Source organism: Mesorhizobium sp. WSM4841, assembly GCF_055811515.1.
Genome location: NZ_JBVVQC010000007.1, coordinates 107,849 through 124,309 on the forward strand (window position 1 = coordinate 107,849; position 16,461 = coordinate 124,309).

A 16,461-nucleotide genomic window follows, 5' to 3' on the forward strand; every position below is an offset into this window, starting at 1 on the left:
AGGAGAAACGATGAAGTGGAAACTGACTGCGACGGCACTCAGCGCCGCGCTGTTCGCCTCGGCGGGTCTCGCCCGCGCCGATGGCGAACTCAACATCTACAATTGGGGCAACTACACCAGCCCCGACCTCATCAAGAAATTTGAGGAAAAATACAAGGTCAAGGTGACCGTCACCGACTACGATTCCAACGACACCGCGCTGGCCAAGATCAGGCAAGGCGGCAGCGGCTTCGATATCGTGGTGCCCTCGGCGAGCTTCGTGCCGATCTGGATCGGGGAAGGGCTGCTCTTGGAGACAGAGCCGAACAAGATGGAGAACTTCAAGAACATGGATCCGAAATGGGTCGATGTTCCCTTCGATCCGGGCCGCAAATACACCGTGCCGTGGCAGTGGGGCACGACCGGCGTCACGGTCAACACCTCGGTCTACAAGGGTGATCCCAACACCTCGGCCATCTTCATGGACCCGCCGCCGGAACTGGTCGGCAAGGTCAATGTCGTGCCCGAAATGGCCGACGTCATGCATCTCGCCATCAGATATATCGGCGGCGAGCCGTGCACCGGCGACAAGGAGGTGCTGAAGAAGGTGCGCGATGCGCTGGTGGCGGCAAAGCCGAAATGGATATCGATGGACTACGGCACGGTCGAGAAGTTCGCCAAGGGCGACTTCGCCGCCAGCGTCGACTGGAACGGCGCATCCTTCCGCTCCCGCCTGCAGAACAAGGACATCGTCTATGGCTATCCGAAGGAGGGCTATCCGATCTGGATGGACAATCTCGCGGTGCTGAAGGACGCCAAGAACGTCGAAAACGCCAAGCTGTTCCAGAACTTCATCATGGATCCCGAGAACGCTGCGCTGATCTCATCTTTCGCGCGCTACGCCAACGGCATCAAGGGATCGGAAGCCTTCATGCCTGAGGACATGAAAACGGCGCCGGAGGTCAACATCCCCGCCGAGTTCGTCGACAAGGGCAAGTTCATGCTGAACTGCGCGCCCGACGTGCAGGCACTCTACACCAGGATATGGACCGAACTGCAGAAGTGATCGCATCGTTGACGGACCCGGCAGCCATGGCTGCCGGGTCCGTTTTCATATTGCCGGGACGCATCTCATGACCTCCTATCGCAACAGTGAACCGGTGCCGCCGATCATGCAGGGCTCACCGCCCAAGATGGTGCCGCCGAAGCTCGACTGGGACCGGCCGCCATGGAACCGCTGGGCGTTCCAGCACATCCGCGAAATTCTGCCGACCGTCGAAGTCTGGCGCGGCAATGGCCATCGCCGCCGGTTCGAGCGGACCGAGGTCGATCTTGACGCGCTGCCGGTGAGCGACAGCACAGGCCAGCCGACGACGCTGGCCGGGCTGCTGGACGAAACCTACACGGACGGCCTTCTCGTGCTCAAGGACGGTAAGATCGCCTATGAGCGCTATTGCAACGGCATGAGCGAGCGCACGCTGCATTTGTCGCAGTCGATGGCGAAATCGGTCACGGGCTCGGTATTCGGCATACTGGCCGGGCGCGGCCTGATCGATCCGGCCCTGCCGGTGACGACCTATCTGCCGGAACTCGGCGCCACCGGCTGGGCCGGCGCAAGCGTGCAGCATGTGCTCGACATGACGACCGGCGTGCGCTTTTCCGAGGAATACACCGACCGCTATTCCGACATCGGCCAGGTCGATGTCGCCAGCGGCTGGAAACCGGTGCCGCCGGACAGCGATCCGGCCTTCGAGTGGCCGTCGCATATGTTCGAATTGATCCTGCGACTCAAGGAGACAAGCCGGCCGCATGGTGCTGCCTTCGAATACCGTTCGATCGAGACCGACGTGCTCGCCTTCATCATGGAGCGAATAACCGGCAAGCGGCTGGCGCAGCTGGTTTCGGAGGAACTCTGGCAAAAGCTCGGGGCGGATGAAAGCGCCTGCTTCACCGTCGACAGCGCCGGCTACGCCATCGCCGACGGCGGTTTCAACGCCACGCTGCGCGACTATGGCCGTTTCGGCCAGCTGATCCTCGACAATGGCGGCGGCGTGGTGCCGGCCGACTGGATCGAGGCAACGCGCACCGGCAGGCATAGGCCCGACTTCAATCCCAGCCTGCCGGAAGGCAGCTACCGCAACCAGTTCTGGATCGAGGACCCGCGTTCGCGCGCGCTTATGTGCCGGGGCGTGTTCGGGCAGCTGATCCATATCGACTGGAACACGAGAATGGTCGTGGTGAAGCTTTCGAGCTATCCGGATTTCACCGACGTCGCCTATTCGGTGGCGACGATGAAAGCCGTCCACGCGATCGCTGCCGCGCTGGCCTAAGAGACCGTTTGGAAACTCTACTCTGGCGGCCATCTGATGGCGTTTTCTGCGCTTCCGGTGCTCACGGACCCAAATGTCCGCTGCGCGCCGGTTCTCGAAACCACCACCATATGACTCGCCAGAGCGAATTTCGAAACAGTCTCTAACTTCCTAAAAAAATCGAGAGGAAACACCATGACCGGCAAGACCGCGTTCGAGACCGGATATGGCTTCGCCCGCAACCAGGTGCTGCTCGGCAACTGGCGCGAAAGCCCGTTCAGCCGGTGGTCGTTCCAGAATGTCGGCGAGTTGGTGCCGAGCGCACGTGTCGCAGCCGTGCCGGGCGGTGGCGAAATACCGGTTCAGGATTTCGGTGGGCTGCTTGACGAAAAGGTCGCGCTGGCCGGCGGGCCGGAGACCGTTGCGGCCTTTCTCACGCGTTCCGATACCGACGCGCTGACAATCATGAAGGCCGGCAAGATCGTCGGCGACTGGTTTGCACCGCATATGCAGTTCGGCGCCCGCCACATCATCTTCTCGATCAGCAAGTCGCTGACCGCCATTCTGGCCGGCATATTGGAAGGCGAGGGGATTTTTGATCCGCAGGCGCCGGTGACCCGCTATCTGCCGGAAGCTGCCGGCTCGGCCTATGGCGATGCCAGCGTGCGGCATGTGCTCGACATGACCGTCAGCCTTGACTTCGAAGAAGCCTATCTCGATCCGGAAAGCGCCTTTGCCCGCTATCGCCGCGCGACGCTGTGGAATCCGGGCGGCGGCAGCGAAAGCCTGACCGACTTCATCCTGACGCTGCAGCGCCTTGCCGAGCCGCATGGCTGGACCTATCGCTACCGCTCGCCCAATTCCGACCTGCTCGGTATCCTGCTCGAGCGAGCATCTGGCCAGCGCTTCGCCGAGCTGATGCGCGAGAAATTGTGGCTGCCGCTTGGTGCAACGAACGAAGCGTCGGTATCGGTCGATAGGGAAGGCACCGCGCGCACGGCCGGCGGTATTTCGGTGACGCCGCGCGATCTGGTGCGTGTCGGCGAGATGATGCGGCAGGGCGGCATGGCCAATGGCCGGCGCATCGTGCCGGAAGCCTGGGTGCGCGACACTGTCAGCACAGGCGGAGACACCGAGGCCTGGCAGCGTGGCACGATGGCATTCCTCTTCCCGAAAGGCCGCTACCGCAACAAATGGTACCAGACGGGTGCGGCAAGCGGCGCCTTCTGCGGCATTGGCATCCACGGCCAGTGGCTCTATGTCAATCCGACGGCCGAGGTCGTCATCGCCAAGATGTCGTCGCAGCCGGAGCCGGTCGACGAGCCGCTCGATCTCGACATAATTGCTTTCTTCGAGGCACTGACCCGGATGGTCTGAGCCGATCCAGGCTGACCGCGATGGCAGCTTTCCTGTGGAGCTATTGGGCGGTTGAAGACGCCGCGGTTGGCGGAGCGACGCTCTGAGCTTATGGTCGCTGCTCTTTTCGACAGGACAGCAGGAACGACATGGCATCCGAGCGCATCGCAGCAATCATCGCAGCCGAGATCACTGCCCGGCCCGAACAGGCCGCGGCGGCGATCGGGCTGCTGGACGAAGGTGCGACGGTGCCGTTCGTGGCGCGCTACCGCAAGGAAGTCACCGGCGGCCTGGACGACACGCAGTTGCGCCTGCTTGCCGAACGGCTCGCCTATCTGCGCGAACTCGACGCGCGCCGCGACACCATTCTCGGTTCGATCCGCGAGCAGGGCAAGCTGACCGAAGAGCTTGAAACCAAGATCGCAGCGGCCGTCACCAAGGCGGAACTCGAAGACATCTATCTGCCCTACAAGCCGAAGCGCCGGACCAAGGCGGAGATCGCGCGCGAGCGTGGCTTGGGACCGCTGGCAGACGCTATCCTTGCCGACCGCGCGGCGGTGCCCGCCGAACTGGCGCTGGCCTACATCAGTGAAGAGGTGGCCGACGGCAAGGCGGCGCTCGAAGGCGCGCGCGACATCCTGTCCGAGCAGTTCGCCGAGAATGCCGATCTGGTCGGCAGACTGCGGACCTACATGAAGGAACGGGCCTTCATGCGGTCGCGCGTCGTCGACGGCAAGCAGGAAGCCGGCGCGAAATTCTCCGACTATTTCGACCATGTCGAGCGCTGGGCCAACGTGCCGAGCCATCGCGCGCTGGCGATGTTGCGCGGCCGCAACGAAGAGGTGCTGTCGCTCGACATCGAGGTCGATGCAGACGACGCGTCTCCGGTGAAGCCGGTCGAACGGATGATTGCCGACGCCTACGCCATCGGCCGCCAGTTGCCGGGCGATCGCTGGTTGATGGAGGTGGCCGGCTGGACCTGGCGCATAAAGCTGTCGCTGCACCTGACGCTCGATTTGATGCGGGATCTGCGCGAGCGGGCCGAGGAGGAGGCGATCCACGTCTTCGCCCGCAATCTGAAGGATTTGCTGCTCGCCGCACCGGCCGGCTCGCGCGCCACGATGGGGCTCGACCCCGGCATCCGCACCGGCGTCAAGGTGGCGGTGGTGGACGGCACCGGCAAGCTGCTGGCGACGACGACAGTCTATCCGTTTCCGCCGAAGAACGATGTGCGCGGCACGCAAGCCGAACTCGCGAAGCTCATCCGCCTGCATAAGGTCGAGTTGATTTCCATCGGCAACGGCACCGGCAGCCGCGAGACGGAAAGGCTGGTGGCCGACATGCTGTCCGACATGCCTGCCGAGTCCGGGCCGAAGCCGCTCAAGGTGATCGTCAGCGAGGCGGGTGCCTCGGTCTATTCCGCCTCGGCAACGGCGGCGGCGGAATTTCCCGGCCTCGACGTGTCGCTGCGCGGCGCGGTGTCGATCGCGCGGCGGCTGCAGGATCCGCTCGCCGAACTGGTCAAGATCGAGCCGAAGTCGATTGGCGTCGGCCAGTATCAGCATGACGTCGACCAGTATCGGCTCGGCCGGTCGCTGGAAGCGGTGGTCGAGGACGCGGTCAATGCCGTCGGCGTCGACCTCAACACCGCCTCGGCGCCGCTTCTGGCGCGGGTTTCGGGCCTCGGCGCCTCGCTGGCCGAGGCGATCATTGCGCACCGTGACGCGGCGGGCCCCTTCGCCAGCCGCCGTGACCTGTTGAAGGTGGCGAGGCTCGGACCCCGCGCGTTCGAGCAATGCGCCGGCTTCCTGCGCATTCCCAACGGCACCGAACCGCTCGATGCCTCGGCCGTGCATCCGGAAGCCTATGGCGTGGCGAAAAAGATCGTCGCTGCCTGCGGGCGCGACCTCCGCTCGCTGATGGGCGACAGTGCCGCTCTCAAGGCGCTCGATCCGCGTGTCTTCGTCGACGAGCGGTTCGGCCTGCCGACGGTGCGAGACATACTGGCGGAACTGGAAAAGCCCGGCCGCGACCCGCGCCCCGGCTTCAAGACCGCGACCTTCGCCGACGGCGTCGAAGACATCAAGGATTTGAAACCGGGGATGCTGCTGGAAGGCACCGTCACCAATGTCGCCGCGTTCGGCGCCTTCGTCGATATCGGCGTGCACCAGGACGGACTTGTGCACGTGTCGCAACTGGCCGACCGTTTCGTCAAGGACGCGCATGAGGTGGTGAAAGCCGGCGACGTGGTCAAGGTGCGCGTCGTCGACGTCGACATCAAGCGCAAGCGCATCGGCCTTTCGATGCGCAAGGATGGTGACGGCGGTACACCGAAGCCGCGCGACAACGGCAACAGACCGGTGCCGCGCACGCCGGCGCCGCTGCGCCAGCCGGAGCGGCCGGCGCAACAGGGCGCATTCGGCGCCGCATTGGCCGATGCGTTGAAGCGTAAGTAGCTATTTCTCCGGCGGCACATGACCCAGCAGCCAGTCGCGAAAACTGGCGACCGGCGGATGGCCGCGCTTGTCGTGCGGCACGACGAGATAATAGGCGCTGCGGCTTTGCATCGGCCGGCCTGGTGCCGGCACCAACTGGCCGCGCTGCAATTCGCCTGATATGAGCACCTGCGGCAGCAGCGCCACGCCGAGCCCGGCCATGCAGGCCTGGGCGGCGGTGCCGAATTGCTCGAACTGCATGCCCGGTCCGGTCGGTGCGCTCAAACCCTGATGCTCGAACCACTCGGTCCATGCGCCGGGCCGCGTCGCCATATGCAACAGCGGCAGGCGGCCGATATCGGCAGGTGTGGCAAGATCCCGGCCGGCCAGAAATTCGGGCGAGACCACTGGCACCACCGTCTCGCGCATCAGCAGCGTCGAGTCGGCATCCGGCCAGTCGGGCAGGCCGAAATGGATGGCGGCATCGAGCCGTTCGCGGGCGAAGTCGAAGCGGCCGATGCGAGTGACGAAATTGATGGTGATGTCGGGGTTGTTTTCAACGAAATCCGGGATGAGCGGCATCAGCCAGCGCGTGCCGAAGGTCGGCAGGATGGCCAGGTTCAAGATGCCACTATGCCGATTGCTCATCAATCCCAGCGCTGCATCGCGCAGCTGGCCAAGGGCGGCGCGCACCGCTTCGGCATAAATCTCACCTGCCGTCGACAGCCTGACATTGCGGCTGTTGCGATCGAACAGCCGGCGGCCGAACTGGTCCTCCAGAAGCTTGATCTGCCGGCTAACGGCGCCCTGGGTGAGATCAAGCTCCTGCGCGGCGGCGGTGAAGCTGCCCAACCGGGCCACCGCCTCGAAGGCGGCAAGGGCGCTGATACCAGGCAAAAGGCGGCGCTGCACGTTCATGATCAATTACTAACGCTCATTAATCGCCGAAGCAATTTCGTTTGATTTTTTCGAGCTGGAAGCCGATAAGCCGGCATTCAGATTTGCATGCCGTTATCCAAGACCGCCGAACACCCTCGGGTCAGGCCCGAGGGCAAGCTTTGGGCGACGTGCAAGAGTTTGGGAGACCGAGGCCATGGCCGCTGACAAGAATGCATTCGTCTGGGATGATCCTTTCCTGATCGAGAACCAGCTTTCGGAAGACGAACGGATGGTGCGCGACGGCGCAGCGGCATTCGCCGCCGACAAGCTCGCCCCCAGAATCGAGGAAGCCTATCTCGAGGAAAAGACCGATGCCGGGATCTTTCGCGAGATGGGCGAGGCGGGTCTGCTCGGCATTACCATCCCGGAAGAATATGGCGGGCTCGGCGCCAACTACGTCACCTATGGGCTGGTGGCGCGCGAGGTCGAGCGCATCGACTCTGGCTATCGCTCGATGATGAGCGTGCAGTCGTCGCTGGTGATGTATCCGATCCATGCCTATGGCTCGGAGGCGCAGCGCAAAAAATACCTGCCGAGGCTGGCGTCAGGCGAATGGATCGGCTGCTTCGGCCTGACCGAGCCGGATGCCGGGTCCGACCCCGGCGGCATGAAGACGCGGGCGGAGAAGACGGCGAACGGCTACAAGCTCTCCGGCTCGAAAATGTGGATTTCCAACGCGCCGATCGCCGACGTGTTTGTCGTCTGGGCGAAATCGGCCGCGCATGACAACGAGATTCGCGGATTCGTCCTGGAAAAAGGCATGAAGGGGCTGTCGGCGCCGAAGATCGGCGGCAAGCTGTCGCTGCGAGCCTCGATCACCGGCGAAGTGGTGATGGAAGGCGTCGAGGTCGGCGAAGATGCGTTGCTGCCCAATGTCTCGGGCTTGAAGGGGCCGTTCGGCTGCCTCAACCGGGCGCGTTACGGTATCTCATGGGGCGCGATGGGCGCGGCCGAAGATTGCTGGCACCGGGCACGCCAATATGGCCTCGACCGCAAGCAGTTCGGCAAGCCGCTGGCCGGCACGCAGCTGTTCCAGAAGAAGCTCGCCGACATGCAGACCGAGATCGCGCTTGGGTTGCAGGGCAGCTTGCGGGTCGGGCGGCTGATGGATGAAGGCAAAATGGCGCCGGAGATGATCTCGATCGTCAAGCGCAACAATTGCGGCAAGGCGCTCGACATTGCCCGCCAGGCCCGTGACATGCATGGCGGCAACGGCATCCAGATCGGCTACCATGTCATGCGCCACGCGCAGAACCTGGAGACAGTCAACACCTATGAGGGCACGCATGACGTGCATGCGCTGATCCTCGGGCGGGCGCAGACGGGATTGCAGGCGTTTTTCTAAGCGACCCCTAGGCCGGCAACGCTGCTTAAATTAGGTGCAACGCAACATCTCTGCTTGGAGAATGGCCAGCATTTGTGTCAGGGTTCGGCGAATTCGTTTGAAACGCCGACTTTCGAGGCCCCATGGCAATTCTGGCAGCTGTCTACCACCTGACCCATTACAAATATGACCGGCCGGTTGTTCTCGGCCCTCAGGTCATCAGGCTGCAGCCGGCGCCGCATTCCCGCACCAAGGTGCTCAGCCATTCGCTGAAGGTCGGGCCGTCGAACCACTTCGTCAATCTGCAGCAGGATCCCTACGGCAACTTCCTGGCGCGGTTCGTGTTTCCTGAACCGGTGACGGAACTGAAGATCGAGGTCGACCTCGTCGCCGACATGACGGTCTATAATCCATTCGATTTCTTCGTCGAGCCGTCGGCCGAGACCTTTCCGTTCGAATACCCGGAAGAGATCAGCGACGATCTCGCCATCTACCGGACGCCGGAACCGGCCGGACCGCTGCTGACGGCGTTCCTGCAAACCATCGTGCGCCACCCAACCAATACCGTCAATTTCGTCGTCGACCTCAATGCGCGACTGCAGCGCGAGATCGCCTATATCGTGCGCATGGAAACCGGCGTTTTCTCGCCGGAGGAAACGCTGGCCGCCAAGAAAGGCTCGTGCCGCGATACGAGCTGGCTGCTGGTGCAGATCCTGAGGAACCTCGGCATCGCCGCGCGCTTCGTTTCCGGCTACCTGATCCAGCTGAAGCCCGACCTCGTCGCGCTTGACGGACCGCCCGGCACGGCGATCGACTTCACCGATCTCCATGCCTGGTGCGAGGTCTACCTGCCGGGCGCCGGCTGGATCGGCTTCGACCCAACCTCCGGATTGCTCACCGGCGAAAGCCATGTGCCTCTCGCCGCAACCCCGCATTTCCGCAACGCCGCGCCCATTTCCGGCGTGGCCAGCTTCGCCAATGTCGAGTTCGGCTTCGACATGCGGGTCGACCGCATCGCCGAGCATCCACGCATCACCAAGCCGTTCTCCGACGAAAGCTGGCAGGCGCTCGATGCGCTGGGCAACCAGGTTGACGCCGCGCTGGAAGCCGGGGACGTGCGGCTGACCATGGGTGGCGAGCCGACCTTCGTGTCGATCGACGATTTCGAGGCGGAGGAGTGGAACACCGCCGCCGTCGGCCCGACAAAACGCGAAAAGGCCGATGCGCTGATCCGCCGGCTGCGTGAGCGTTTCGCGCCCGGCGGCTTCCTGCACTACGGGCAGGGCAAGTGGTATCCGGGCGAAAGCCTGCCGCGCTGGACCTTCTCGCTGTACTGGCGCGCCGACGGCGAGCCGGTGTGGAGCGACCCATCGCTGATCGCACGGGAAAACAGCGAAGCAGATGAAGCAGGCGAAGCAGATGTCGGACCGAAGCAGGCTGAAAGCCTGCTGACGGCGATTGCCGATGAACTCGGCATCGACAGGACCATGGTCAGCGAAGCCTATGAGGACCCGGCCGAGTGGCTGCTCAAGGAAGGCAAGCTGCCGGAGAATGTCGATCCGTCCAATTCGAAGCTGGACGACCCCGAGGAGCGCAGCCGCATGGCGCGGGTGTTCGAACGCGGCCTGACCAAGCCGTCGGGCTATGTGCTGCCTGTCCAGCGCTGGAACAGCCAGGCGTCCGGACCGCGCTGGCGTTCGGAGAAATGGAAAACGCGGCGCGGCAGGCTGTTTCTGGTGCCGGGCGATTCACCGGTCGGCTACCGCCTGCCGCTGGGCACACTTCCCTACGTGCCGCCGGCGCAGTTCCCCTACATCGTGCCGGTCGATCCTTCCCTGCCGCGCGGGCCATTGCCGGCGCGCGAGGCTATTTTGCCTGAAGCCGCTCCCTTGCCGGAGGCTGCACCGGCCGAACTTGAAGGCGCCGACGAAATGGCGCGCCGCCAGCAGGCGGTGTCCTTCACCGCCGCGACCGGCCAGCAGGACCGTGTCGAACAGGAGATCACCGAGATCGGCGGCGCGGGGCGCACCGCGCTGTCGGTCGAGCCGCGCGATGGACGGCTTTGTGTGTTCATGCCGCCGGTCGAGGCGCTGGAAGACTATCTCGAACTGGTCGCGGCGGCCGAGAATGCGGCAAAGGCTATCGGCCTACCGGTGCATATCGAGGGCTACGGCCCGCCGCATGATCCGCGCCTCAACGTCATCCGCGTGGCTCCCGATCCCGGCGTCATCGAAGTGAACATCCATCCGGCTGCCAATTGGCAGGACTGCGTGGCGACGACCACAGCGATCTACGACGAGGCGCGGCAGACGCGGCTTGGTGCCGACAAGTTCATGATCGACGGCCGCCATACCGGCACCGGCGGCGGCAACCATGTCGTCGTCGGCGGCGCGACACCTAACGACAGTCCGTTCCTGCGCCGCCCCGATTTGCTGAAGAGCCTAGTGCTGCAATGGCAGCGCCGTCCGTCGCTGTCCTATCTGTTCTCAGGCCTGTTCATCGGCCCGACCAGCCAGGCGCCGCGTTTCGACGAGGCGCGCCACGATTCGCTCTATGAGCTCGAGATCGCGATGGCGCAGGTGCCGCATCCGGACAAGGGTCAGGCCCCGCTGCCGTGGTTGGTCGACCGACTGTTCCGAAATCTTCTGACCGACGTGACGGGGAACACCCACCGCTCGGAAATCTGCATCGACAAGCTGTTTTCGCCGGACGGGCCGACCGGCCGGTTGGGGCTGGTCGAATTCCGCGGCTTCGAGATGCCGCCCAATGCGCGCATGAGCCTCGCGCAGCAATTGCTGGTGCGCGCCATTATCGCCCGCGCCTGGAAGAACCCGCTCGATGGCCGCTTCGTGCGCTGGGGCACGTCGCTGCATGACCGTTTCATGCTGCCGCACTATGTCTGGGCTGACTTTCTCGACGTGCTGGACGACCTCAAGCTGAACGGCTTTGAATTCCGTCCCGAATGGTTCGACGCGCAGCTCGAATTCCGCTTCCCGTTCTGCGGCGAGGTCCAGCATGCCGGCATCAAGCTGGAACTGCGGCAGGCGCTGGAGCCGTGGCATGTCATGGGCGAGCAGGGCGCCATCGGCGGAACCGTTCGCTTCGTCGATTCCTCGGTCGAGCGGCTGCAGGTGAAGACGGAAGGGCTCAACCCCGAGCGTCACGCCGTCGTCTGCAACGGTCGCATCGTGCCGATGAAGGTGACCGACACCAGAGAGATCGCGGTGGCAGGGGTTCGCTTCAAGGCCTGGCAGCCGGCATCGGGGCTGCATCCCGCGCTGCCGGTCAACACGCCGCTGGTCTTCGACATCTACGATCGGTGGTCGGGCCGGGCGGTCGGCGGTTGCGTCTACCATGTCGCGCATCCCGGCGGGCGCAGCTACGACACCTTCCCTGTCAACGGCAACGAAGCGGAGGCGCGGCGGCTCGCCCGCTTCGAGCCGCGCGGCCATACGCCGTCCGGCTACCTGCTGCACGACGAACAAGCCTCTGAGGATTTCCCGATGACCCTTGACCTGCGGCGGCCTGCAAGACTCTGATCAGCCATGGCAAAGGGGAATCACAAGAAAATACGCGGCAGGCCGCACAACCTGCTGGAGCACTACCAGCCGATCGACGGCGTCGTCGACGAGATGGTCGATGCATCAGGCAATCCCCGCCCGGTCTGGAAGGAGTTCATCGAGGCACTGGAAGAACTGGGGCCCGAAAAGCTCGCCCAGCGCTTCGCCCGCGCCGACCAGTATCTGCGCGACGCCGGCGTCTATTACCGCGTCTACGACAAGGCCGGCGCCAATGAGCGCGAATGGCCGCTGGCGCATGTGCCGCTGCTGATCGAGGAGCAGGAATGGGCCGCGATCAGTGCCGGCCTGGTTCAGCGGGCCGAGCTGTTCGAGGAAACGATTGCCGATATCTACGGGCCGAACCGCCTGGTCGAGAAGGGCATCCTGCCGGCGGGGCTGATCGCGGCCAGCCCGGAATATTTGCGCCCCGTCGTCGGCACCGGACCGGCCAGCGGCCATTTCCTGCATTTCTGCGCTTTCGAGCTCGGCCGTGGACCGGACGGCCGCTGGTGGGTGCTGGGTGACCGCACGCAGGCGCCGTCGGGTGCCGGCTTTGCGCTGGAAAACCGCGTCGCCACCACGCGCGCGCTGTCCGACATCTATGGCGAGATGCATGTGCACCGCCTTGCCGGCTTCTTCCGTCGCTTTCGCGACGCGCTGAACGGCATGGCCAAAGTATCAGGCGGCCGTGTCGCCATCCTGACGCCGGGGCCGCTCAACGAAACCTATTACGAGCATGCCTATATCGCCCGCTATCTCGGCATCATGCTGCTCGAAGGCGAGGATCTGACCGTCTCCGGCGGCCGGCTTATGGTGCGCACCGTTTCGGGGTTGATGCCGGTCAGCGTGCTTTGGCGACGGCTCGACGCCGCCTTCGCCGATCCGCTGGAGTTGCGGCCGGATTCGCAGATCGGCACGCCAGGGCTGGTCGAGGCGATCCGCCGGGGAGCTGTTTCAGCCGTCAACGCGCTCGGCTCCGGGCTGATGGAGACGCGGGCGCTGTTCGCCTTCCTGCCGAAGATTTCGCGCGAATTGCGCAACGAGGAGCTTCTGCTGCCGAGCGTCGCGACATGGTGGTGCGGGCGGGACGCAGAACGTGACCATGTGCTGGCTAACCTCGACCGCATGGTGATCGGCCCGGCGCTGTCGACACGGCTTGCCTTCGAGGATGACGATTGCACCAGGCTTGGCTCGGCGCTGGTTGCCGGGGAGCGGGCCGAACTGATAGCTCTGATCGAGCAGAACGGCGGCGACTTTGTCGGACAGGAAGCGGTGACGCTTTCGACCACGCCGGTCTATGTCGGCGGCTGGCTGGAGCCGCGGCCAGCAGCCCTGCGCGTCTATCTGGCGCGAACGCCGGAAGGCTGGACGGTGATGCCCGGCGGTTTTGCCCGCGTCGGCTTTTCGCTCGACCCGACGGCCATCGCCATGCAGCGCGGCGGCCAGGCGGCGGATGTTTGGGTGGTCAGCGACAGACCGGTGGAGCGCGAGACGCTGCTGCCGCAGGAGCATGACAGCTTCACCCGTACCTTGCCGGGCAGCCTGCCCAGCCGCGCGGCGGAAAACCTGACATGGCTCGGCCGCTATATCGAGCGATCGGAAGACACGGTGCGCATCCTGCGCGCCTATCACGTGCGGCTGGCCGAGGCCTCCGACCCGGATATGCCGCTGCTTGCCGATATCAGAGACTATCTCGAACCGTTCGGCACAGACGTCGAAACCGCGATCCCGCCGGGGCTGATCGGCACCTTGGACAGCGCCGTCTACAGCGCCGGACAGATTCGCGACCGCTTCTCGCCCGATGGCTGGCTGGCGCTGAAGGATCTGTCGAAGACCATTCATCAATTCGCGACAACGGTGGCGCCGGGCGATGATGCGACGCGGGCGATGACGGTCATCCTGCGCAAGCTCGCCGGGTTTTCCGGCCTGCTGCATGAGAATATGTACCGCTTCACCGGCTGGCGCTTCCTGGAGATCGGCCGGCGGTTGGAACGCGGCATCCAGATCGCCCGCACGCTCGCCCGGTTGACCAGGACTGCGGCACCGGACGGGGCGCTCGACATGATGCTGGAGATCGGCGACAGCGTCATGACCCATCGGCGGCAGTATCCGGTGCAGGCCGGCCGAAGTACGGTGGTCGACCTCCTGGTGCTGGATCCGCTCAACCCGCGCTCCATCCTGTTCCAGCTCGAGCGGCTGAAGGCGGAAATCGCGCTGTTGCCTGCTGTCGGCGGCGAGGGGCACATGTCGCCGGCGGCGAAAAAGATCCTACAGCTCAACACGGCAATCGCCATCAAGGAGCCCTCGGACATGACGGCGCAGGCCCTGGACAACCTCGCCAATGAGATCGGCGGCCTCTACAACAGCCTCGCCAAGGCCTATTTCGGCTAAGGGCGGGTTCGGTTAAAGGCGGGGCATGCTCTACGATATCAGGCTCAATCTGCGCTACGATTACGATGCGGCGGCGGGCGGCGGCCGTCATCAGGTGCGCGTGCTGCCGCCGACGATATCGGGCATGCAGCGCGTGATCGCCGCTTCGCTGTCCTTCGCGCCGGCGCCGAGCGAACGCTCGGATTTTTCCGATTTCTTTGGCAACAATGTCACGTCAATCGCCTTTCGCGACGTTCACGATGCGCTCGACATCAGGATGAGCGCGCGCGTTGCGGTTTCGCGGCCGGAACCCGGGCTTGACGTGTCGCCCGACATTCGCCGGCTGCGGGAGGAACTCGATGCGGTGCGGTCGCTGTCGCCTGATACACCGCATCACTTTCTGGCCGCCAGCGACCATGCCGGCATCGATGCTGATATCACGGGTTACGCGCGGAGCAGTGCCTGCAACTCCGCTGTCAGCACGGCCATGGACCTGTGCAGCCGTATCTACCGCGATTTCACCTATGATGGTGAGGCGACTACGGTGCAGACCCGGGCAAGCGATGCCTTCGACCTGAAGCGGGGCGTCTGCCAGGACTTTTCGCATATCATGATCGCCGGCCTGCGCGGCTTGGGCGTCCCCGCCGGCTATGTCAGCGGGTTCCTGCGCACCATTCCGCCGCGCGGAAAACCGCGGCTGGAAGGGGCCGACGCCATGCATGCCTGGGTGAAGGTGTGGTGCGGGCGCGACACCGGATGGCAGGAGTTCGATCCGACCAACGGCATGCGGGCAAGCAACGACCACATCACCGTCGGCCACGGCCGCGACTACTCGGATGTCGCGCCGATCGTCGGCATCCTGAAGACGACCGGAGGGCAGGTCGGCGAGCAAGCTGTCGACGTCATTCCGGTCGTGCTCGAGAAAGCATGACGGCAGGCGATGCCGCATCGATTTGTAAGCGCTGAACATAGACGGAAGACGGGTTCTCATGCGGTCAGCCTGACATGTTTGTGAAAGCCATGGCGGAACCAGCGGCCGGTCCGTCGCTTATCTACGGGAAATTTCTCGCGGAGAGGATATGCTGGACAAATCCGGGTCGTCGTCTGGCCAATCGGCTGCCAGGGAGGCTGCACCAAAGAACGGGGCGCCGAAAAATGGGTCGCAAGCCTCTGCCGATCGAGCCTCACTCACCTACATCACTGACGCTGAGCCCGGTATCCGCCGTTTTAGGACTGGCAAGGGATTTTCATACAAAGGACCTGACGGGCAGGGTGTCGACGACGACACTATGACCCGCATCAAGGCGCTCGCCATACCGCCGGCGTGGACGGATGTGTGGATCTCGCCGGATGCTGACGGTCACATCCAGGCGACGGGCCGGGATCAGCGCGGGCGCAAGCAATATCGGTATCATGCGCTGTGGGCGGAGGAGCGTGACGGCGTCAAATATTCGAGCCTGGTTGCCTTTGCAGAAAGCCTGCCTGAGCTGCGACGCCAGATCGATGCCGATCTGCGCCGTCACGGCCTGCCGCTGGAGCGGCTTGTCGCCGCTGTGGTCTGGCTGCTCGACAACACAATGATCCGCGTCGGCAACGCCGCCTACGCTCGCGACAACAACAGCTTTGGGCTGACCACGCTGCGCGACCGCCATGTCGACGTCAATGGCTCGAGCCTGCGTTTCGCTTTCAAAGGCAAGTCCGGCAAGGAATGGAAGCTGAAGCTCGTCGATCGCCGGATTGCCAGGATCGTGCGCGGGGCGCAGGATTTGCCGGGCCAGAAGCTGTTCCAGTATCTCGACGAGGATGGAAGCAGGCGACCGATCCGCTCCGACGACGTCAACCGCTACATCAGGGAGAACGCAGGGGACGATTTCAGCTCCAAGCATTTCCGAACCTGGGGCGGCACCATCCATGCTGCGTCACTGTTTGCGCAAATCGAACGACCCGAAAGCCAGGCACAACAGAAGCGGGTGATGAACGGCGTCATCGACAAGGTTGCCGAGCGGCTGGGCAACACGCGCGCCATCTGCCGCAGGTGTTACATCCACCCGCAAGTTTTCGAAGCCTGGTCCGAAGGACGGCTGCTCAGCGAAATGGCGGATGTGAACAAGCGGAAGCGATCGATACCCGGTCTTGATGACGAAGAGGCCATCGTTCTGAGATGGCTGAAGGCGCAGGAAAGCTGAACC

The 16,461-nt window shown here is 64.1% G+C and carries 10 protein-coding genes; 9 read left to right on the top strand and 1 reads right to left on the bottom strand.

Annotation, left to right across the window (positions count from 1 at the left end):
- Positions 1-10 precede the first annotated feature (10 nt).
- The 4 genes from AC0L14_RS10800 (at position 11) to AC0L14_RS10815 (ending at position 6,100) form a co-directional block, all read left to right on the top strand.
- Entirely contained in the window at positions 11-1,045 is a 1,035-nt protein-coding gene (locus AC0L14_RS10800) for an ABC transporter substrate-binding protein (RefSeq protein WP_473749444.1), read from the top strand.
- A gap of 67 nt (positions 1,046-1,112) precedes the next feature.
- Positions 1,113-2,309, top strand: a complete 1,197-nt coding sequence (locus AC0L14_RS10805; RefSeq protein ID WP_473749445.1) for a serine hydrolase domain-containing protein — start codon at positions 1,113-1,115, stop codon at positions 2,307-2,309.
- A gap of 174 nt (positions 2,310-2,483) precedes the next feature.
- A complete protein-coding gene (locus AC0L14_RS10810; protein WP_473749447.1) occupies positions 2,484-3,665 on the top strand; it encodes a serine hydrolase domain-containing protein in 1,182 nt (393 codons plus the stop codon).
- 128 nt (positions 3,666-3,793) lie between these two features.
- Positions 3,794-6,100: a Tex family protein gene (locus tag AC0L14_RS10815; RefSeq protein WP_473749449.1), complete on the top strand. Its 2,307-nt coding sequence runs from the start codon at positions 3,794-3,796 to the stop codon at positions 6,098-6,100.
- On the opposite strand, the gene AC0L14_RS10820 is transcribed toward AC0L14_RS10815, so the two are convergent.
- On the bottom strand, positions 6,101-6,997 hold the full coding sequence (locus AC0L14_RS10820; RefSeq protein WP_473749450.1) for a LysR family transcriptional regulator: 897 nt from the start codon (positions 6,995-6,997) through the stop codon (positions 6,101-6,103). It lies immediately after the preceding gene.
- Between the two features lie 175 nt (positions 6,998-7,172).
- Here AC0L14_RS10820 and AC0L14_RS10825 point away from each other — a divergent pair, with 175 nt between their 5' ends.
- The 5 genes from AC0L14_RS10825 (at position 7,173) to AC0L14_RS10845 (ending at position 16,458) form a co-directional block, all read left to right on the top strand.
- Positions 7,173-8,363: an acyl-CoA dehydrogenase gene (locus tag AC0L14_RS10825; RefSeq protein ID WP_473486467.1), complete on the top strand. Its 1,191-nt coding sequence runs from the start codon at positions 7,173-7,175 to the stop codon at positions 8,361-8,363.
- Between the two features lie 122 nt (positions 8,364-8,485).
- Positions 8,486-11,881 (top strand): transglutaminase family protein, encoded by a 3,396-nt coding sequence (locus AC0L14_RS10830; protein ID WP_473749452.1) that lies wholly within the window; start codon positions 8,486-8,488, stop codon positions 11,879-11,881.
- A gap of 6 nt (positions 11,882-11,887) precedes the next feature.
- The gene (locus AC0L14_RS10835; RefSeq protein ID WP_473749454.1) at positions 11,888-14,293 is read left to right on the top strand and encodes a circularly permuted type 2 ATP-grasp protein; all 2,406 of its coding nucleotides are present in this window, start codon (positions 11,888-11,890) and stop codon (positions 14,291-14,293) included.
- 25 nt (positions 14,294-14,318) lie between these two features.
- Positions 14,319-15,203 carry a transglutaminase family protein gene (locus AC0L14_RS10840; RefSeq protein WP_473749455.1) on the top strand — a complete coding sequence of 295 codons (885 nt, stop codon included), beginning with the start codon at positions 14,319-14,321 and terminating at the stop codon, positions 15,201-15,203.
- A gap of 148 nt (positions 15,204-15,351) precedes the next feature.
- Positions 15,352-16,458: a DNA topoisomerase IB gene (locus AC0L14_RS10845; protein WP_473749457.1), complete on the top strand. Its 1,107-nt coding sequence runs from the start codon at positions 15,352-15,354 to the stop codon at positions 16,456-16,458.
- Positions 16,459-16,461 lie beyond the last annotated feature (3 nt).